This window comes from Kitasatospora sp. DSM 101779 (assembly GCF_025655475.1).
GTDB lineage: Bacteria > Actinomycetota > Actinomycetes > Streptomycetales > Streptomycetaceae > Kitasatospora.
The window spans coordinates 1385924-1404409 of the sequence record NZ_JAHTIK010000001.1 but is presented as its reverse complement, the minus strand read 5'-3'; the positions used below and the strand labels follow the sequence as shown (position 1 = coordinate 1404409).

General features: G+C 74.6%; 16 protein-coding genes and 1 riboswitch. Of the genes, 7 read left to right on the top strand and 9 right to left on the bottom strand.

The annotated features are described in order from the left end of the window. Window positions 1-149: 149 nt before the first annotated feature. Window positions 150-335, bottom strand: a complete 186-nt coding sequence (locus KSNIM_RS06485; RefSeq protein ID WP_263102266.1) for a hypothetical protein — start codon at window positions 333-335, stop codon at window positions 150-152. 246 nt (window positions 336-581) lie between these two features. On the opposite strand from KSNIM_RS06485, the gene KSNIM_RS06480 reads away from it, so the two are divergent. Together KSNIM_RS06480 and KSNIM_RS06475 are read left to right on the top strand one after the other, a co-directional pair. Next, window positions 582-1496, top strand: coding sequence for a hypothetical protein (locus tag KSNIM_RS06480; RefSeq protein ID WP_263102265.1), 915 nt, complete (start codon window positions 582-584; stop codon window positions 1494-1496). Window positions 1497-1615: 119 nt separating this feature from the next. Further along, window positions 1616-2068 carry a GNAT family N-acetyltransferase gene (locus KSNIM_RS06475; protein ID WP_263102264.1) on the top strand — a complete coding sequence of 151 codons (453 nt, stop codon included), beginning with the start codon at window positions 1616-1618 and terminating at the stop codon, window positions 2066-2068. 33 nt (window positions 2069-2101) lie between these two features. Here the strand turns inward: KSNIM_RS06475 and KSNIM_RS06470 are convergent, their stop codons facing one another. The 6 genes from KSNIM_RS06470 to KSNIM_RS06445 form a co-directional block, all read right to left on the bottom strand. Further along, window positions 2102-2578 carry a hypothetical protein gene (locus KSNIM_RS06470; RefSeq protein WP_263102263.1) on the bottom strand — a complete coding sequence of 159 codons (477 nt, stop codon included), beginning with the start codon at window positions 2576-2578 and terminating at the stop codon, window positions 2102-2104. A gap of 130 nt (window positions 2579-2708) precedes the next feature. After that, a complete protein-coding gene (locus tag KSNIM_RS06465; RefSeq protein WP_263102262.1) occupies window positions 2709-4070 on the bottom strand; it encodes an endo-1,4-beta-xylanase in 1362 nt (453 codons plus the stop codon). Window positions 4071-4475: 405 nt separating this feature from the next. After that, complete coding sequence (locus KSNIM_RS06460) at window positions 4476-5690, bottom strand: glycoside hydrolase family 6 protein (RefSeq protein WP_263102261.1); 1215 nt, start codon at window positions 5688-5690, stop codon at window positions 4476-4478. Between the two features lie 397 nt (window positions 5691-6087). Then, window positions 6088-7188, bottom strand: coding sequence for a LysM peptidoglycan-binding domain-containing protein (locus tag KSNIM_RS06455; protein ID WP_263102260.1), 1101 nt, complete (start codon window positions 7186-7188; stop codon window positions 6088-6090). Between the two features lies 1 nt (window position 7189). Continuing rightward, a riboswitch (cyclic di-AMP (ydaO/yuaA leader) is annotated at window positions 7190-7340 on the bottom strand. Window positions 7341-7831: 491 nt separating this feature from the next. After that, on the bottom strand, window positions 7832-8533 hold the full coding sequence (locus KSNIM_RS06450; protein WP_263102259.1) for a hypothetical protein: 702 nt from the start codon (window positions 8531-8533) through the stop codon (window positions 7832-7834). 125 nt (window positions 8534-8658) lie between these two features. After that, window positions 8659-10098 carry an MFS transporter gene (locus tag KSNIM_RS06445; RefSeq protein WP_263102258.1) on the bottom strand — a complete coding sequence of 480 codons (1440 nt, stop codon included), beginning with the start codon at window positions 10096-10098 and terminating at the stop codon, window positions 8659-8661. Between the two features lie 96 nt (window positions 10099-10194). On the opposite strand from KSNIM_RS06445, the gene KSNIM_RS06440 reads away from it, so the two are divergent. Then, entirely contained in the window at window positions 10195-11106 is a 912-nt protein-coding gene (locus tag KSNIM_RS06440) for a LysR family transcriptional regulator (RefSeq protein WP_263102257.1), read from the top strand. Window positions 11107-11396: 290 nt separating this feature from the next. Here the strand turns inward: KSNIM_RS06440 and KSNIM_RS06435 are convergent, their stop codons facing one another. Further along, window positions 11397-12905, bottom strand: a complete 1509-nt coding sequence (locus tag KSNIM_RS06435) for a glutamate synthase subunit beta (RefSeq protein ID WP_263102256.1) — start codon at window positions 12903-12905, stop codon at window positions 11397-11399. Between the two features lie 196 nt (window positions 12906-13101). Beyond that, window positions 13102-15207 carry an MMPL family transporter gene (locus tag KSNIM_RS06430; RefSeq protein WP_263102255.1) on the bottom strand — a complete coding sequence of 702 codons (2106 nt, stop codon included), beginning with the start codon at window positions 15205-15207 and terminating at the stop codon, window positions 13102-13104. A gap of 310 nt (window positions 15208-15517) precedes the next feature. On the opposite strand from KSNIM_RS06430, the gene KSNIM_RS06425 reads away from it, so the two are divergent. The 4 genes from KSNIM_RS06425 to KSNIM_RS06410 all read left to right on the top strand — a co-directional run bounded on the left by KSNIM_RS06425 (window position 15518) and on the right by KSNIM_RS06410 (window position 18486). After that, window positions 15518-16114, top strand: a complete 597-nt coding sequence (locus tag KSNIM_RS06425; protein ID WP_263102254.1) for a MarR family winged helix-turn-helix transcriptional regulator — start codon at window positions 15518-15520, stop codon at window positions 16112-16114. Window positions 16115-16194: 80 nt separating this feature from the next. Next, window positions 16195-16845, top strand: a complete 651-nt coding sequence (locus KSNIM_RS06420) for a beta-glucanase (RefSeq protein ID WP_263102253.1) — start codon at window positions 16195-16197, stop codon at window positions 16843-16845. A 155-nt stretch (window positions 16846-17000) separates the two neighbouring features. Continuing rightward, entirely contained in the window at window positions 17001-17267 is a 267-nt protein-coding gene (locus KSNIM_RS06415; protein WP_263102252.1) for a hypothetical protein, read from the top strand. Between the two features lie 211 nt (window positions 17268-17478). Further along, window positions 17479-18486 carry a LacI family DNA-binding transcriptional regulator gene (locus tag KSNIM_RS06410; RefSeq protein ID WP_263107850.1) on the top strand — a complete coding sequence of 336 codons (1008 nt, stop codon included), beginning with the start codon at window positions 17479-17481 and terminating at the stop codon, window positions 18484-18486.

Here is an 18486-nt window from a genome sequence, read left to right as displayed (position 1 = left end):
CGAGCGATCATGTCGAGGCCGCACCCGCGGGGCAACGCATTTTCCGCCGGGCACCCGCGGACGGACCCGCGGCGGACGGTCCAGGCCTCGGTGGGACTCGAACGTCGGGCTAGTGGTCCTGGGACGACCGTGCCCCGGCGGTCGTGCCGCTAGCCGAGGGACCAGCGCACGACATCGGTGCCTTCGACGGTGAGCCAGCTGCCGTCACCTGCGGAGACAACGGCCCGGGGCCGGGTCCGAACGGGGTACTCGGCCTCGCCCAGCGGTTCGAGGGACGGCGCCCGGAGCACCACCGTGGCGGTGGCGCGGCCGTTGTGGGTGAGCGTGGCCAGCACGGTGGACGTGTCGTAGTAGCCGAAGACGTCGTTCCAGGGCTGTCCCTGGAGAAGGACACCGGCGGCCGGGCGTTCGGTGATGAGTTCCGCGCTCGGGAAGGAGTGGGTGGACGACTTCCCCGCGGATCGGACGGTCCGGGGCGGGAAAGTCCGTTGTCGGTGCGTCCCCGTACTGTCAGACTCCCTTCGGCCTCGGCGGCGGACGCCCCGGGGTCCGTCGTGCGTTCCCAACCATGGGGAGATCACATGGAGTTCACGCTGCCCGCGCGCTCTCTCGTCAGGACGGTCGCCGGAGTGGCCCTGGCGCTGGCCACGGCTGCCGGTACGACCGTCCTCGTCGGCGGCGCCGCTCACGCGCAGACCGTCACCTCTGGGTCGCTGAGCTTCGGCGGCGACCAGGGCGACTGGATTTCCGGGGGTGAGTCCCACGACTTCGCCACCGACGCACAGGACCGGCTCGACGTCTACGCGAGCAGTGACCACCGGGCCATCGGCCTGTCCGTCAACGGCGCCCACGGCAACTGGTGGAGCCTGGACCTCAAGGCGCCCGAGGGCAAGGCGCTCGGCGTCGGCCAGTACACGGGGGCGACCCGGGCACCCTTCTCCGGCTCGGCCGAGCCCGGCCTGGAGCTGTCCGGCGACGGCCGCGGATGCAACACGCTGACCGGTTCCTTCACCATCACGGACGTGGCCTTCGGCCCGAACGGCTACGTGCAGACCCTCGACGCCACCTTCGAGCAGCACTGCGAGGGCTCGACGGCCGCCGCCCGCGGTGAGGTGCGCATCCACAACGCGGCCCCGCCCGCGGAGCTGAGCCTCGGCCTCGGTGTCGCGGTGGACGGCACCGCGAGCACGCTCAACGGCAAGGCCGCCGTGCACGGCACCGTCACCTGCAACAAGCCGGCCTCGGTGGCCGTGTCCGGGCAGGTGTCGCAGGTGAGCCACCGCGTCCTGATCCGCGGCTCGTACAGCACCACCGTGGCCTGCGTGCCCGGCGCTCCGGTGGCGTGGCAGGCGAAGGCCGACCCGACCGGCACCACCTCGTTCCAGAAGGGGGACGCCGAGGTGGCCGCCCAGGCCTCCGCGGTCGACTCCGATTACGGCACCACCGCGTCGGCCGGCCAGAGCGTGGCCGTCCGCCTCGCCAAGAGCGCCGGCTGACGGGCCGGACCGGCAGGGGGCAGGAGGACGGTCCCGTCCGCCCTGCCGGTCCGCGGCCGGCTCGTACGGCGGCCGGACGGCTACCGGGAAAGGGAGTTGACGTGCACCGGGGCCGGCGCTTGGCTGCCGCCACGAGCGATCTGCACCTCCGGCCGGTGGACGGCGAGGCCTCGCTGGAGGCCTGGCGGCACGTCCACAACGTGATCATCCCGACCGCGCCGCTCTCGCTCGACGAGGTGCGGCGGAACGCGGACCGCCACCACCTGGAGGTCGCCCACCTCGGCGGCAGGCCCGTGGGTTGTTCCACCGTCCGACCGCCCACCGAGGAGGAGCCCGCCGCGACCGTGATCGCCCGGGTCCTGCCGGAGCACCGCGGACGGGGCATCGGGACCCGGATCTACCTCCGGTGTCCCGAACGGGCCCGCGAGACGGGTGCCGAGCGGATCGAGACGATCGTCCTGGCCTCCAACACCGAGGGCGTCGCCTTCGCCCTGGCCCAGGGCTTCGTCCAGGTCGGGGAGTACCTGCTGCCGGGCGACACCGTGCCCTTCCTGACGCTGCGCCTGCCCTGATCAGGGCAGCGGCCCGGGCGCACTGCCGGTCGGTCACAGCAGGCGGACGAGGGCGGGCAGCGCGGCCGCCAGGGCGATCGGCGCCGCGCCGATCAGTACGAAGAACAGGCCGAGCTTTCGGGTCTCCGGGATCTCGACGGTCCGCTCGTGGTGGCGGAGTCGGGCGAGATCGGCCTTGGTGCCGGGTTCGAAGCCCTCGGCGGCCCGCGGATGGCGGACGACCGGGCAGGGCCCGCCGACCGCCAGGTCGGGGCGGAGCGGCACCCACAGCGTCCGCCGGAGGGTCTCGCCGTCCGGGAAGTCGACCGTGACGGTCGCGTTCATCCGCCGTTCGTCCCAGCTGATGTACCGGAGCTCGACCACCCGGGCCGCGGCCTCCGTCCCGTTCTCCTCCAACGACGTGAGGCGGCGGATCCGCGCACGCGACGCGGTGAGGTCGAGCAGGACGACGAGGCCCAGGCAGAACGGCAGCAGACCCAGCACGGTCAGCACGATCCTCAGGACGGTCATCCGCCGGAACATACCCTGCCGCACCGACACACGGTAGGTCCTGCCGACGGCCGGGCAGGTACGACCGACGACGGAAGGGCACGGCGGCCGAGAAGCCGCCGTGCCGTCCGCCGTTCCGGGTGGCGGTAAATCAACTCGCCGTGCAGCTACCGACCTTGGGCGCGGTGGTGGTGCCGTTGGACGTGACGGTGAAACCGAAGCTGGTGGAGGCCCCGGCGGCCAGGTTGCCGTTGCCGTTGGGCTTCATCGTCATGACGTTGCCGCTGCTGTCCCAGCTCGGTGTGCCGTTCCAGGTGGCGGAGACCTTCTGCGGCGGGGTGACGGTCACCGTGACCGTCCAGCCGGTGATCGCGGCGCTGCCCGCCGTCACCGTCACCTGCCCGTTGAAGCCGCCGTTCCAGCTCTGGGTGAGGCTGTAGGCGGCCGTGCAGGAGGCCGTGCCCCCGCCCCCGCCGCCCGAGCCCGAACCGCCGAGCGCGCTGAGCACCGCGGTGTACGCGGCCTTCTTGCCGTAGTTGCCGTCGAACAGCAGCGGGGTGCCGCTGCTGCGCCACGAGTACTTGTCGGTGATGCCCCACACCGTGATGCCGGTGCAGCGGGTGACGGCCAGGCAGGCGTTGACCACGTTGGTGTAGCTGGTGGCCTGCGCCGAGCCGGAGCCCTCGATGTCGAGTTCGGTGATCTGCACGTCCACGCCGAGGTCGGCGAAGCGCTGCAGGTTGGCCCGGTAGTCGCTCGGCACCGGCGAGGCGCTGTTGAAGTGCGACTGGAAGCCCACGCAGTCGATCGGCACGCCGCGCTGCTTGAAGTCCTTCACCATCGCGTAGACCGCGTTGCTCTTCGCGTTCTGCCCGTCGGTGTTGTAGTCGTTGTAGCAGAGCTTGGCGTTGGGGTCGACGGAACGGGCGGTGCGGAACGCCTCCTCGATGTACCCGTCACCGAGCTTGTCCTGGAAGGGCGAGCTGCGCCGGGCGCCGCTGCTGCCGTCCTGGTAGGCCTCGTTGACGACGTCCCAGGCGTAGATCTTGCCCTTGTAGTGCGTCATCACCTGGGTGATGTGGTTGTTCATCGCGGTGCGCAGGTCGATGGCGGACAGGCCGCCGACCCAGCCGGGAAGCTGGGAGTGCCAGACCAGCGTGTGGCCGCGGACCTTCATGTTCTTGCCCTGTGCGTGGGCGACGATCTGGTCGGCGGACGCGAAGTTGAACGAGTTGCGGGTGGCCTCGACGGCGTCCCACTTCATCTCGTTCTCGGGGGTGACCGCGGTGAATTCGGTGTCCAGCGTGCTCGCGTACGCGGACTCGCCGAGGTGGCCGGCGGCCACGGCGGTGCCGAAGTAGCGGCCCTTGGCGGCGGCGGACGCGCCGAGCGTGCTCGCGGCATCGGCCGTGCCGGCCGCACCGGCCAGGCCGGCCGCGGCGAGCACACCGGCGGTGCCGGCCAGCAGTGCGCGGCGGAGCAGCCCCGGGCCACCGGGGGAGCGGTGCATCATCGACAACCTCTTCTTCCGTCGGCCGGACGGCTGTGGGGCCCGTCCGGACAGGCTGGGTGGGACCTGTTGCGGCGCCGTGCATCCGCCACGCGGCCAGCGGCGGGAGGTCGATCGCCGACGAGTATGTCGCCGTTGTCGAGCGCGGGTCAATACTGAGTTTCGAAGTTTCAGTCGAAAGTTTCCAACAGGTCTCTAGGCGCATGGACGGCGAGTTCGCAGGGGATCCTGACGCTGCATCGGACCTGCGGGTGCGGCCGTCATTGGACAGTGTGGCTGAGATCCGCTCGAAAACTTTCGACTGTGTGGGGGCATGCAGAAGGGCCGGGCGCCGCGCACGGGTGCTGTGGGCGTGCGGCGCCCGGTGGGCGGCCCGGCAGGTGGGGGCCGGGCCGCCGACGGGGATGGTCAGCGGTGCGTGCCGGCCGGCAGGTTGAAGGTCAGCGCGGGGGACGCGGCGGCGGCCAGTGCGTGGGCCTGGGCGGGCCACCACGCGCCGGCTGCCGGGTCGGCGGCGCCGTACTCGGGGTCGGTGCCGCCGGTGGTGCCGCGGGTGCAGCTGCCGTCGGACTCGCCCGGCACCTTGACCCACAGGAAGGCGTCCAGCAGTGGCGTCCCGGTGTCGGCGGTCGGCCGGGTGCCGAGGCCGCGGCCGGACGGGTTGCACCAGGTCTGCGGGTCCGGGTAGGTCGCGGCCGGCGTCCACGGGCCCTGGCCGTTGCGGCTGCTGTCGACGACGAAGTGCGGGAGCTCCGCGTCGGCGGGGATGTGTCCGGCGTACCAGGCGTCGGCGTCGGCCTGCGGCCAGTACTGGTTGGCGCAGTCGTCGGCCACCGCGCCCGGGGTGTGCGTCAGGTACCAGGTGCACTTGGCGACCTGGGTGCCGTAGCGGATGAGGTCGGCGTCGCGCTGGTAGTTGGAGACGTTGAGGAAGAAGCCCCGGGCGCGCTCGACGCCGCCGTCCACCAGCAGCTTCGCCATGGTGCCGGTGGACTGCCAGCCGCTGTGGCCGGCGTCGAGGTAGACGGCCGCGCGCGGCTGCTCGGCGAGCCGGCCGACGGCGCCGTTGATCTCGGCGAGCCGGTCGGCCTGCTGCTGTGCGGTGCCGCCGCAGTAGGCCGGGCTGAGGGCCAGGCCGTCCGGTTCCAGGATCACCACCGTGCGGCGGTCGCCGATGCCGCGGGCGAGGCCGTCGACCCAGGCCGCGTACTCGGCGGAGGTGGAGGCGCCGCCGGCGGAGTACTGCGAGCAGTCCCGGCCGGGCACGTTGTAGGCCACGACCACCGGGGTCTGGTGCTGCCGGGCGGCCTTGGACTGCAGCTTCGCCATCGCGGCGGTGGTCTCCTGCGGGGTCGCGGTGCCGTTGAACCACTGGGCCACCGGGTACGAGCCCAGCTTCGCCATGGCGAGCGCGTCGCCCGGGTCGCCCGCCCGGAGGTCGGCGACGGCCTGGTGCAGGGCCTTGCTGTCGAGATCGACGTAGAAGCTGGTACCGGGGCCGGGCGCGCGGCCGGCGCCCTGGCTGCTCCCGGTGGCGGCGGAGGCGGTGGCGGGCAGGCAGCAGGCCGCTGCTGCGGCGACGGCGGCGCTCGCGGCCGCGATTCGACGGCGTGGGCGGGACACGTGCGGCTCCTAGGGGCTGACGTACGGGCTGCGCCGGGCGAGGGTGCGAGCCGCTCGTGGGAGCGCTCCCAAGCGCGAGGGAAGTTCTAGTCGGAGCCGTCCGCGGCGTCAAGGCTCCGCGCAGGGCGGCCGATCGGGCCGTGCGCCCCTGGAGCCGTCAGGATCCGAGGCCGGCCGCACGTCGCTCGCTCGGCCGGATTCCCGGCGACGTCCGCGATCTGCGCCGAAGTGAATTCTGATCAATGTTCGCACTGGCAGCCGGAATTGGCGTCGTCCCAGGTCCACGCCCGCGGTCTTGCCGGGGATGCGACGGGAGTTCACCGGGGGGAAGCAGGACGCCGGCGGTCCCGGGAGTGTCCCCGGGGCCGCCGGCGTCCGTGCGCGTGCGGTGCCGCGATTACTTGATCTTCAGGACCTGGCCCGGCTTGATGAGGTCCGGGTCCTGGCCGATGGTGCCCTCGTTGCTGTCGTAGACCTGCTTCCAGCCACCGAGCTTGTTCTTGTCGGAGATGTCGGAGAGCGTGTCGCCGGCCGCCACGGTGTAGGTGGCGGGCTCCGCGGCGGGCGTGGTGGCCTGCGTCGGCGCCGGGGTGGCCGCGGCGGCCGGGGTCGTCGTGGGGGCCTGGTCCGCGGTGGCCGCGGCGGGCTGGCCCGGGGTGGTCGGGGTGCCGGTCGGCGCGGTGGTCTGGTCGGGGGTGACCGGGAGACCCGTGATCGGGTCGATGACCGGGGGCGTGGTGACCACCGGTGCGGTGGTGCCCGGGGCGGGCGTGCCGGGGGCGGTGGTGCCCGGCGCCGGGGTCGTGGTGCTGCCCGGGACGGTCGGCGCCGTGGTGGCGTTCCCGGGTGCGGCGGGCACGGTGGGCGCGGTGGTGGCCTGACCCGGCGCCGTGGACTGCCCCTGGGCGGGCGGGGCCGTCGGGCCGGTGTAGTAGTCGTAGATCTCCTGGCTGGTCGTCCAGTACCACTGCCCGTCGACCAGGTACCAGTAGACGCCGTTGGCGTCGAGGCCCTGCATACCGGAGAAGACCGGTGCGGAGGAACCGCGGTCGGTCGGCGTGGTGGTGGGGGACGGTGCCGGGGCGGTGGGAGCGGACTGCTCGACGGTCTCCGCCTTGCCCTCGCCGGTGAGGCCCGCGGACTTGCCGCAGTTGCCCCAGGCCTTGGCGCCGCGGTCCGCGAGGACGCGCTCGGCGACGCTGATCTGCTCCTCCTTGGTGGCCCGGTCGGGCGTGGAGGCGAACTTGTCGCCGCCGTACGCGACCCAGGTGCGGAGGTCGAGCTGGAGACCGCCGTACTCGCCGTTGCCGACGGTCTTGCCCCAATTGCCCGCACTGGCGCACTGTGCGACCGCGTCCCAGGTGGTGACCGGGGCGGCGTGGGCGCCCGTCGCGGTGAGCAGCGGGATCGCCAGACCCGCACCTGCCACACCGGCGGCCGCGACGGCGCGCTCGGTCTGGGTGGGGCGGCGGTGACGGCCCGAGCCGATGAAACCCATCGAGTTCCCTCTCCGCACGCCTGCGAGGTGAGCTGTCGGGTTCGGACCGGGAGGTGGCCCGGCCGCGCTGAGGCGGCTTCACCCCTAGCCGTGTGGGGGCGGCGTCGAAACTGGGTCCCCCGTCCCTGCCCAGGGTCTGGTCGGTGACCCGGTGGACGCGGTGGGCAGGGTTCGGCGTGCCGCGACTCGGGCGCCCGTGCTGTCGGGCTGAGGTGGAGATTAGAGGGATCACGACTGCGATAACAAGCCAGCATCCTGAACATCACACAATCATCACGAGTGGCTTGGTGTCGCATGCGTGCATTTCGGCCGCGCGCCGCCCCGCACGCCACTGAACGCCGGGGCCGCGCCGCAGGTCGCGGGGGATGTCGAACCCCCTGACGTGTCCGCGACGGATCAGATCGGACGAATTTCTTGGAATTCCCTCGGAAATTCCCCGGTGGAATTGCCGAGCCGCCTGGCGCCAAGTTGGCCGGAAATGGGCGCCCGGTGGCCCTGCCGAGCCCGTCGCCCGGCCCTGCCCGGGTGATCGCGACACGAACCGAAGACCCCCGGCGGGCCGGAACGGAAGGTTCGGGTCCGCCTGGCGCCTGCCGTGGCTGCCCGTTCGTGTCGGAACGTGCAGCCCGTCGCGCGTGTCCGCTCAGCCCTCCGATGGCCAGCAGGCCTGCACCGCCGCGGTCTCCGCCGCACTCAGCGGCCGGTGGCCGAAGGCGACGTCCTCCTCGTCGAAGGACCACTCGGCGTACATCAGCAGCACCGACCGGCCGTCGCCCTCCCGGAACACCGCCCGGCGGCCCAGGTCGCCCTGGGCGGACCACTCCACGTACCGCAGCGCGCCGCAGCGGACGCTGGTGCGGTCCACCCCGGCGCCCTCGGGCGGGAGCAGGTCCGCGACCGAACCGGCCGAGGACGGCGCCCAGCGCTTCTGCGCCTCCGTCAGCGGGACCACCTCCTCGACCGCGACGCGCACCCACGCCCCGCCCGGGCGTGCGTCCGCCACCGCCAGCGGGGTGCAGCGGACCAGGGCGTGCTGCGGGAGTTCGTCCGGGTGGTCGGGCGTGCCGTTCACCGCCGTGGCGGCCGGGGTGAACAGGCACCAGAACTGCCCCTCGACGAGCAGCGGCCCGTCCAGGCCGAGCATCCGCTGCTCGCCGGCCACCGGCATCCGGTCGGTCGGCGCGACGCCCCGCCCGTCGTACGGCGACCCGGTGCAGTCGGCATCGGGCCAGCGGACGAGAGCCGTGCCCGCGGCCCCGGCCCAGGCGGGTACGGGCGAGGCCGACCAGGCGCGGCGCGGCGCGCAGCCGCAACCGGCGCCCGTGACGGAGACGATGACGGTCATGCCCGCATGGTGGCAAACCGTCGGGAGCGTACGTTCCGCGGGGTCGTGCGGTGTCGGCTGCCGGCTCCGGCCCGTGCCGGCCGTCGGACGGCCCCGATGGCGGCGTCGGCCGGCGCGACGGGCCGTCAGGCCGTCTCGGCGGCGGGTTCCGGCGCGGGTGCGGGCCGGTCGGCGGCCGGCCGATCGCGCAGGCCGGCGAGGACGGCGACGGCGGCCAGCAGGACGGGGACGGCGACCACCCGCAGTCCGGTGGCCATGCCCGCGGTGAACTCCGCCGGGCCGTGGCCCGCGCCGCCGGCACGGGAGGCGAGCACCGTCCCGACCACGGCGACGCCGAGCGCTGCCCCGAGCTCGCGGGCCGCGGTGTTCAGTCCGGCGCCCAGCCCGGCCTGCGCGGGCGGCAGTTCGGACACCACCGCGTGGGTGAGACCGGGGGCGGACAGGCCCATTCCGGCCGAGAGCAGCAGCAGCCACAGCGCGTACAGCGGGTACGGGGTGTCGGGGCCGGCTGTGGAGACACCGAGCAGCCCGGCCCCGATCAGTGCCAGTCCGCCGCCGGCCACCCACCGCACCCCGTGCCGGGCCTGCAGGCGGCCGGCGAACCGCGGCACCAGCGCCATGCCCACGGTCAGCGGGACGATGGCGAAACCGGTGCGGGCCGGCGAGTAGCCCTTGGCGTACTGCAGGAACTGCGAGTTGACGAAGAACAGCGCGAACAGGCCGAAGAACGAGGCCGCCGTGCCCAGCACCGCGGCCCGCAGCCGCCGCGAACGGAACACCCGCGGGTCGACCAGCGGCCGGCGCGCCGCCAGGCCGTACCAGGTGAAGGTCGCCAACAGTGCGGCGCCGGCTGCGAATCCGGCGAGCACGGGCACCGAGAACCAGCCGTGCGAGGGGCCCTCGATGATGCCGTACAGCACGGCGGCGGTGCCGGCGATGAGCAGGGCCGAGCCGGCCGGATCGGGGGTGGCGGCGTGCCGCGGCAGCTCCGGTACGGTGCGCAGGACGGCCGCCGCGAGCAGCGCGGACAGCGGCACCATCGCCCAGAACAGCGCCTGCCAGGGCAGGTACTGGGCGGTCAGGCCGCCGCCGACGTTGCCGGCCAGGCCGCCGAGCCCGACCGCGAGGGTCCAGGAGGCGAGGGCCTGGACGCGGCGCTCCGGGCCGGCCAGGTGGACGAGCACTGCCATGGTGGCCGGCATGACGAGTGCGGCGCCGGCGCCGGAGACCGCGCGGCCGGCGATCAGCGCGGCCACCGAGCCGAGCGGGCCGCCCGCGGCGCTCAGGCAGGCGCCGCCGGCGAACAGCGCGAGGCCGGCGAGCAGCGCCCGCCGGCGTCCCCAGCGGTCGCCGCAGGCGCCGGCCGGGATGAGCAGCCCGGCGAAGACGATGACGTAGGCGTCGACCGTCCACAGCAGGGCGCCGGGGGAGGGGTGCAGGGCGGAGGCCGCGAGCTGGGGAATCATCAGGTTGATCGCGGCGACCATGCTCTGTGCGACGAGCACGCAGGCGCACATCGCGAACAGGGTGGACCGGCGGAGGGGCGGCGGGGCGTTTCCGGACATGGCGGACGGGCTCCTTCGGGAGCAGAGGCGTCTGGGTTCCCGTCCACGCTAGGCCGATGATTGGATTGCTTCCAGTGCATGTTTCGCAAGAGAGGAATGCGTGCAGTGCAATCCGGAATGGACCTCAACCTGCTGGTGGCGCTGGACGTCCTGCTGGAGGAGCGCAGCGTCGCGGGGGCGGCCGCCCGGCTGCACCTGTCGGAGCCTGCGACGAGCCGCACCCTGGGCCGGATCCGCAAGGCCCTCGGCGACCCGGTGCTCGTCCGGGCCGGCCGGTCGATGGTGCCGACCCCGCACGCGCTGGCCATCCACGCCGAGGTCCGGGCGGTGGTCGAGCGTGCCCGCGGACTGTTCAGCGCCGCCGGGCAGGTCGATCTGCGCACCCTGGACCGGACGTTCACCGTGCTCGCGCACGACGCCTTCGCCGCCGCCCACGCGGCCGCGCTGTTCGTCCGCACCGCGGCGGAGGCCCCCGGCGTACGGCTGCGGTTCCTCGGCGAGAGCCATGTGGACGCGCCCGCACTGCGCGAGGGCACCGCGGACCTGGAGGTCGGGGTGATCGACACCACCGCACCCGAGGTCCGGGTGGAACAGCTCTACGAGGACCGGATGCTGGCCGTCGTCCGGCCCGGACACCCGCTGCTGGACGGGCCGTTGACCCCCGAGCGGTTCGCGGCCGGCCGGCACCTCGGCGTCTCCCGGCGCGGCCGCCCGCACGGCCCGATCGACACCGCCCTCGCCGAACTCGGCCTCCGCCGTACGGTGGTGGGCACCGTGGCGACCTACCCGGCGGCGCTGTTCGTGCTCCGGAGCACCGACCTGGTCGGCCTCACCACCGCTCGCAGCCGCGGCCTCGCCGAGGCGCTCGGCCTGGCCGCCGTGGAGATCCCGCTCGACCTCCCCGCCCTGCCCTTCGGCCTGGCCTGGCACCCCCGGCACGACGCCGACCCGGCGCACGCCTGGCTGCGGGGCTGCATCCGCGACCTGCTGGCCGGCGAGGGGCGGTGAGCCGTACGGCAGGCCGCATCCGAAGTGCAGAGTTCTCCCCGGCCCTTCGGCCGGGAGGTGCGCCGACGCGCTGCCAGGGGGTGTCGTCACGGCGCGAGGATGCCTCACAGGGGCGCGGGGAACTGCGCGATTCGGATGTGGGCCACCGTGCGGACCGGGGGTGAACCGGATTTCGTCAGCGGCACCACTTCCGGACTGCGCCGTTCCCCCCGGCCTGCGGCCGGAAGACACGCCCATGCGCCCCCTGGTGGTTGCTGGCCCTGGTTGCTGACCGCGTGAGCCGTTGGTGGTCAGGCGGGGAGCGGGGGGACGTCCTCGGGGGTGATGGCGTGGTCGGCGGGGGTGATGGGGGAGGGCAGTTCGTCGTGGCCGGTGAGGTAGCGGTGGACGGCGGCGGCGGCCGCGCGGCCCTCGGCGATGGCCCAGACGACCAGGGACTGGCCGCGGCCGGCGTCGCCCGCGACGAAGACACCGTCCGGCCCCGCGGCGAACCGGTCGTCCCGGGCCAGGTTGCCGCGGGTGTCCAGACCGAGGCCCAACTGGTCTGCCAGGCCGGCGTGTTCGGGGCCGGCGAAGCCGAGGGCGAGCAGCACCAGGTCGGCGGGGAGCATGTGCTCGGTGCCGGGCACCGGCGCCCGGCTGCCCGCTTCGGCATCCGCGAAGCGTACGGCCGAGACGTGTCCGCCGGCGTCGGCGTCGAAGCGGACGGTGGCCGAGGCGTAGGCCCGGATGTCGGGGTCGGGCAGGTCCGGCGGGCGGAGTTCGGCCGCCTCCTCGTGCGAGGTGGTGGCCCGGTGGACCTTGGGGTGGACCGGCCAGGGCTGCGCCTCCGGGCGGTCCTCCGGCGGTCGCGGATGGATGTCCAACTGCCGTACGTCCAAGGCCTCCTGGCGCAGCGCGGTGCCGATGCAGTCGGCTGCGGTGTCACCGCCGCCGATCACCACCACGTGCCGGCCCTGCGCGCTGACCGGGGAGCGGTCGAGGTCGCCCGCCACCACCCGGTTGGCCAGCGGCAGGTACTCCATGGCCTGGTGGACTCCGGAGGACTCCCGGCCCGGCACCGGGAGTTCGCGCCAGGCGGTGGCGCCGATGGCGATCACGACCGCGTCGCAGCCGGCCCGCAGCTCGTCCGCCGGCAGGTCCCGGCCGACGGCCACGCCGGTGCGGAACCGCGTTCCCTCGGCGCGGAGTTGGTCGATCCTGCGGTCCAGTCGGTGCTTCTCCAGCCGGAAGTCCGGGATGCCGTAGCGCAGCAGCCCGCCGACCCGGTCGGTGCGCTCGTAGACGGTGACGGTGTGGCCGGCCCGGGTGAGCTGCTGGGCGGCGGCCAGCCCGGCGGGGCCGGAGCCGACCACCGCGACGGTGCGCCCGGTGCGGCGCTCCGGCGGCCGCGGCGGTTCCAGTCCGTGTTCCCAGGCGTGGTCGGCGATGGCGAGTTCGACGTTCTTGATGGTCACCGCGTCGGCGTTGATGGCCAGCACGCAGGCGCTCTCGCAGGGCGCCGGGCAGAGCCGGCCGGTGAATTCGGGGAAGTTGTTGGTGGCGCCCAGCCGTTCCACGGCGTCGCTCCAGTCGTCCTCGGAGACCAGCCGGTTCCACTCCGGGACGAGGTTGCCCAGCGGGCAGGCCTGGTGGCAGAACGGCAGGCCGCAGTCCATGCAGCGGGCCGCCTGGTCGCTGATGATCGGGAGCAGCGCGCGCCGCTGGTAGACCTCCTCCCAGTCGTGCACCCGGGCCGCGACCGTCCGGCGGGCGCGGAGCAGCCGGGGCGTGTTCAGGAACGCCTTGGCGTCGGCCATGGTCGGCCTCCAGCGGTGCGGTCCGCCGCCGGGCGTCAGGGCGGGGGAGGACCGGGCAAGAGAGGGTGCACAGGTGCGGGGGCGCGGGGCCGGGGGAGCGCGGGTCGGCGGTCGCAGCCGGGCGGGCGTGCGCACAGTGCCGTGTGGCCACCGTACGCCCGCCCGCCCGGCTTGGACAGTGGGGCGGCGTCGCTGGTCAGCGGGCCGCCGGCACCTGCTCGCCGACCGGCTCGGCCGGGGTGTCCGCCGGGTCGATCCGGGCCGGCCACCAGGCGCGTGGTCCGAGGTCGTGGACGAGGGCCGGGACGAGCAGCGAGCGGACCAGCAGGGTGTCCAGCAGGACGCCGAAGGCGACGATGAACGCGATCTGCACCAGGAACGCCAGCGGGATCACCCCGAGCGCGGCGAAGGTCGCGGCCAGCACCACACCGGCCGAGGTGATCACCCCGCCGGTCGCGGTGAGCGCCCGCAGCACGCCCTCCCGGGTGCCGTGCCGCAGCGACTCCTCGCGGGCGCGGGTCATCAGGAAGATGTTGTAGTCCACGCCCAGGGCCACCAGGAAGACGTACCCGTACAGCGGGACGGACGGGTCGGTGGCGGGGAAGCCGAAGACGTGTGGGAAGACGACGGCCGAGACGCCGAGCACGGCCAGGTAGGAGAGCGCGACGGTCGCCGCCAGCAGCAGCGGCGCCACCAGCGACCGCAGCAGCGCGATCAGGATCAGCAGGATGCAGACCAGCACCACCGGGACGATCACCGTGCGGTCCCGGGAGGCCGTCGCCCGGGTGTCCTCCTGCTGGGCGGTGTAGCCGCCGACCAGGGCGTCGGCGCCGTCCACCGCGTGCACCGCGGTGCGCAGCCGCAGCACGGTGGCGACCGCGGCGTCGCCGTCCGCGGGGTCGGCGAGCGTGGCGTCCAGCCGGACGAGGCCGTCGACCTCCTCGGCCGGGCCGCCCGGCGCGCCGCCGGTGTACGCGGCGACCGCGCTGACCCCGGGCACCGCGCGGGCGGCGGCCGCGACCGCGTCCGCCCGGTCGGCCCTGGCGACGATCACCGCGGGGTTGCCGGAGCCGCCGGGGAAGTGCGCCGACAGCACCCGCTGCGCGATCACGCTGGGCTGCTCCTTGACGAACAGGTCGGTCTGGGCGACGCCGCGGGAGTCCAGCGCCGGTGCGAAGGCCGCGCAGGCCACCAGCGCGGCCAGGGCGGAGGCCCAGACGGCCCGGGGCCGCCGCCCGACCAGGGCGGACACCCGCCGCCAGACGCCGTGCGCCGGGGCGCTGCCGTCCGCCGGCGGGCGGGCCGGCCAGTAGGCCGCGCGACCGCAGAGCACCAGCGCGGCCGGCAGGAAGGTCAGCGCGGACACCACCGCGCAGACGATCCCGATCGCGCCGACCGGGCCGAGCGCCCGGTTGTTCGTCAGGTCGGAGAGCAGCAGCACCAGCAGGCCCAGTGCGACGGTCAGACCGGAGGCGACGATCGGCTCGGCGGAGCGCCGCCAGGCCGTCCGCATCGCCGCGAACCGGTCGGCGTGCAGCGGGAGTTCCTCGCGGAATCGGGCGGACAGCAGCAGCGCGTAGTCGGTCGCCGCGCCGATCACCAGAATCGACAGCAGGCCCTGGATCTGGCCGTCCACCCGGACGACGCCGTGCTGGGCCAGCACGTACACCAGGGCGCAGGCGACGCCGAGTGCGAAGACCGCGCCGACGATCACCAGCAGCGGCAGCAGCACGCTGCGGTAGACAGCGAGCAGGATCACCAGCACCACGCCGAGGGCCACGCCCAGCAGCAGGCCGTCGATGCCGGCGAAGGCGCCGCCGAGGTCGGCCGCGATCGCGGCGGGGCCGGCCAGGGCGACGGTGGTGCCCGGCACCGGAGCGACCCGGTCGCGGACGGCGTCGACGCTGTCCACGGTCTGCCGGCCGAGGTCGGAGCGGAGCGCCACCACCCCCTGCAGGGCGCGCCCGTCCTGCGAGGGCAGTGCGGGGGAGACCTGGCCGGTCGCGCCCGGCACCGTGGCGGCGGCCCGCAGCGCGCGGTCGGCTGCGGTGCGCTGCTCGGCTGTGACGGAACCCTTGCGGGCCTCCCAGACCACGATCACCGGGAGGCTGCCCTGGGCCTGGAAGCCCTTCTCCAGGGCGGCGACCCGGGTGGACTCGGCGCTCTGCGGCAGGAAGGCGGCCCGGTCGTTGGTGGAGACCTCGGTGAGCCGGCCCGCGAAGGAGCCGAAGGCGCCGCCCAGGGCGAGCCAGGCGAGGACAAGAGCCAGCGGGATCAGGAACCGGATACGGCGAGGTGGCACGGCGGGTCCTCCGGGTGGGTCGACGGATCGGTCGACGGTCGGCGCGATGATATCTCAATCATCGAAAGACTTGACCATTGAGATAATCGCACGAGATGGCGCGCCCCGTGGGGCGCCGGCCGGATCGGGTCGGCACGGGGGAGCGGGGCCGGTGGATGCGGCTCCCGTGGGTGCGCGGAGGTGCCTCCCGGTCGCGGACCGTCTCCGGGGCGCGTGGGCTCGGCGCGATCCGCAGGCCACCCCCTAGGCTGGTGGCCGCCCGGGCCGGAGCGGTCCGTCCGCCGGCTGCCGACCGAACGAGAGGTGACCTTTGTCCGACCAGGAGCCGAGCGCCGAGGCGCCCCGGCCGCCCGACAGCAAGGCCTTCGGCAACCTCCTGCAAGGGCTCGCCTCCGAGATGAACCTGCTCGGCCACGACTTCGCCGCCGCGCAGGGCCTGCACGCCACCGACGTCCAGGCGCTGCTCGCGATCATGCGCGGCTCCACCGGCGCCGCCCCCGGCCCCGTCACCCCGAGCCGGCTGCGCGAGGAGCTCGCCCTCACCTCCGGGGCGGTGACCGCCGTCCTCGACCGGCTGGAGCGCGCCGGCCACATCCGCCGAAGCCGCGACGCCGCCGACCGCCGCCAGGTCCAGGTGCACTACAACCCCGGGGCGAGCCGGATGGCCGCCGCCTGGTTCGCCCCGGTCGCCGCCTGCACCGATGCTGTCGCAGCCGAGTTCAGCCCGGACGAGCTGCGTACCGTGGCGCGCTTCCTCGGCCGGATGACCACCGGCCTCGAGGGGCTGCGCCGCAGCCGCCGCGAGGACGCGTCGGACGGAACGGCCCACGGCGGGGGCGCGCAGGGCGGACCGGGCCGCGGCGGGGCGCAGGCCGGTCCGGATTCGGAACCTCCGATTCGCATATGACGAACCGTAACGGGTAATGCACTCCCAGTGATTGACGGCGTTCGCCCAAAACGCGGCGGACCGGCAACCGGGAGGCGGCGATGGCAACGGTCTTCAGCGCGGACTTCACGTCGGCACGGCAGTGGGTGGCGGGGCGCAGCAGCGCCTACCCCCGGATGGGGCCCACCAACAGGAGCGACCACAAGCTCGACCACCTCGTCCCCGCCTACTGCCCCGGCGGGGTCTTCGCCGCCACCCGGCGGCCCGGCAGCGACCTGTGGAACTGCAACCTGCTCACCACCGAGGGCAGCCCGGACGGCTTCCAGCTGCTGCCCGGCGACGTCATGCTCGCCCGGGTCACCCTCCCCACCGCCCTCGGTGCCTGGCCCGCCATCTGGACCTGGCGGGACGGCGGCAACGAGATCGACGTCTTCGAGTACCACCCCGACAACCCCGACCTGCTGGAGGTCTCCAACCACGTCCGCGGCGGCTACCGCTACTGGCACGGCGGCGCGGCCGGCATAGCCCCCGGCGCCACCGTGGAGCTCCGCACCGTCTTCGGCCGCACCTCCGTCGACTGGTACGCCAACGGTGTCGCCGTCCACTCCGACCACCGGGGCGTCGGCTCCGCCTGGCACGCCCATCTGATCGTCAACCTCTCCGTCTCCGACGGCACCTACCACCCGCGCCCGCCCGCGGGCGGCCCGTCCCGGTTCAGCTGGACCTGCCACAGCCTGGTCGTCGAACGCTGATCGCGTGCATCCCGCGCATCCCGCGCATCCCGCACAGCCCTCCGCCCGTCGACCGTCTGCAGCGCAGCGGTCCGAACGGACCACCGCCGCCCGCCGACCGGGCGACCGGAACCCGCCGCCGGTGACCGCGGCGCCCGCCGGCCGTTGGGCCGGGCATGAAGAAGACCTTCACCTCCGCGGCGCTCACCGCCGCCCTCCTCGCCCCGGCGGCCGTCCTCGCACCGGCCGCCCCCGCAGCCGCCGACCCCGCCGACAGCCTGGTCGGGGCGATCAACGCCGCCAACGACTGGAACCTCACCGCCGCCGCGGTCTGCCTCCAGGAACTCGCCGTCGTCCCCGTCGGCGCGGCCTGGACCGGCGGCACCGCCGACCCCTGTACCGGCGGGACCATCGTCAACGACCCCCGGCCCATCAACGGCTGAACCGCTTGAGCCGCCGGCGCCCGACGGCACCGCTCCCGGCCGCCGCCGGGCGCCCGGGCAGGCTGAAGCGCTTCATGGACACCGGGCCGACCGGCCGCCTGGATTGGGCGCCGATCTCGGTGCGGACCGCCGCACGGAGCAGGAGCCCAGGGCCGGTCGGCCCGGAAGGCGGACGACGAGCCCGGACGGGACGCACGCCCGACGTGTCACCATCCGCGACGTCGCCGACCGGGCAGGCGTCTCCACCGCCGCCGTCTCGCTCGCCCTCAACGACCGCCCCGGCGTCTCCGCCGCCACCCGCGAGCGCATCCTCACCCCCGCCCGCGACCTCGGCTGGACGCCCAACACCGCCGCCCGCTCGCTCTCCGGCCGGCAGACCGACACCATCGGCCTCGTCCTGGCCCGCCCGGCACCCATGCTCGGCTGGGAGCCGTTCTTCATGGACTTCATCGCCGGCGTCGAGAGCGTCCTCGTCGAACACCGCTGCTCGCTGCTGCTGCGCCTGGTCGGCAGCGTCGAGGAGGAGGCCGAGGTCCAGCGCGCATGGTGGCAGGGCCGCCGCGTCGGCGGCTCCCTCCTCGTCGACCTGCGCGGTGACGACCCGCGGATCGCCGCGCTCGCCGGCAGCGGCCTGCCCGCCGTCGCCGTCGGCCACCCCTCGCTGGCCGGCCCGTTCCCCGCCGTGTGGACGGACGACGCCGCCGCCGTCCACGAGGCCGTCCGCTACCTGGCCGCGCTCGGCCACCGCCGGATCGCCCGGGTCGGCGGCCCCGCCGGCCTCGGGCACAGCGCCGTCCGGGCCCGCGCCTTCGAGGAGATCGCCGCCGAACCGGCACGGGAGGAGGCCGTCCAGGTCACCGCCGACTACTCCGGCGGCGGCGGCTCCCGGGCCACCCGGAGCCTCCTCGCCTCCGCCCGGCGGCCCACCGCGATCGTCTACGACAACGACGTCATGGCCGTCGCCGGACTCTCCGTGGCCGCCGAGATGGGCCTGCGGGTGCCGCAGGACCTCTCGCTGGTCGCCTGGGACGACTCGCAGCTGTGCCAGCTGGTGCGGCCGCAGCTCTCCGCCGTGAGCCGCGACGTGTTCGCGTACGGCGCCCAGGCCGTCCGCTCGCTGTTCGACCTCCTCGCGAACGGCGAGGCGCCCTCCCGGCCCGCGCCCGACCCGGTCCTCGTCCCCCGCGCGTCCACCGCCCCGCCCCGCGGCGGCCGCTGA

Excerpts from the sequence above, each read along its gene's own strand:
- KSNIM_RS06470 (WP_263102263.1), bottom strand. The coding sequence starts at position 2,578 with ATGACCGTCCTGAGGATCGTGCTGACCGTGCTGGGTCTGCTGCCGTTC.
- KSNIM_RS06435 (WP_263102256.1), bottom strand. The coding sequence starts at position 12,905 with ATGGCCGACGCCAAGGCGTTCCTGAACACGCCCCGGCTGCTCCGCGCC.
- KSNIM_RS06465 (WP_263102262.1), bottom strand. The coding sequence starts at position 4,070 with ATGATGCACCGCTCCCCCGGTGGCCCGGGGCTGCTCCGCCGCGCACTG.
- KSNIM_RS06450 (WP_263102259.1), bottom strand. The coding sequence starts at position 8,533 with ATGACCGTCATCGTCTCCGTCACGGGCGCCGGTTGCGGCTGCGCGCCG.
- KSNIM_RS06440 (WP_263102257.1), top strand. The coding sequence starts at position 10,195 with ATGCGTGCAGTGCAATCCGGAATGGACCTCAACCTGCTGGTGGCGCTG.
- KSNIM_RS06420 (WP_263102253.1), top strand. The coding sequence starts at position 16,195 with ATGGCAACGGTCTTCAGCGCGGACTTCACGTCGGCACGGCAGTGGGTG.
- KSNIM_RS06480 (WP_263102265.1), top strand. The coding sequence starts at position 582 with ATGGAGTTCACGCTGCCCGCGCGCTCTCTCGTCAGGACGGTCGCCGGA.
- KSNIM_RS06445 (WP_263102258.1), bottom strand. The coding sequence starts at position 10,098 with ATGTCCGGAAACGCCCCGCCGCCCCTCCGCCGGTCCACCCTGTTCGCG.
- KSNIM_RS06415 (WP_263102252.1), top strand. The coding sequence starts at position 17,001 with ATGAAGAAGACCTTCACCTCCGCGGCGCTCACCGCCGCCCTCCTCGCC.
- KSNIM_RS06455 (WP_263102260.1), bottom strand. The coding sequence starts at position 7,188 with ATGGGTTTCATCGGCTCGGGCCGTCACCGCCGCCCCACCCAGACCGAG.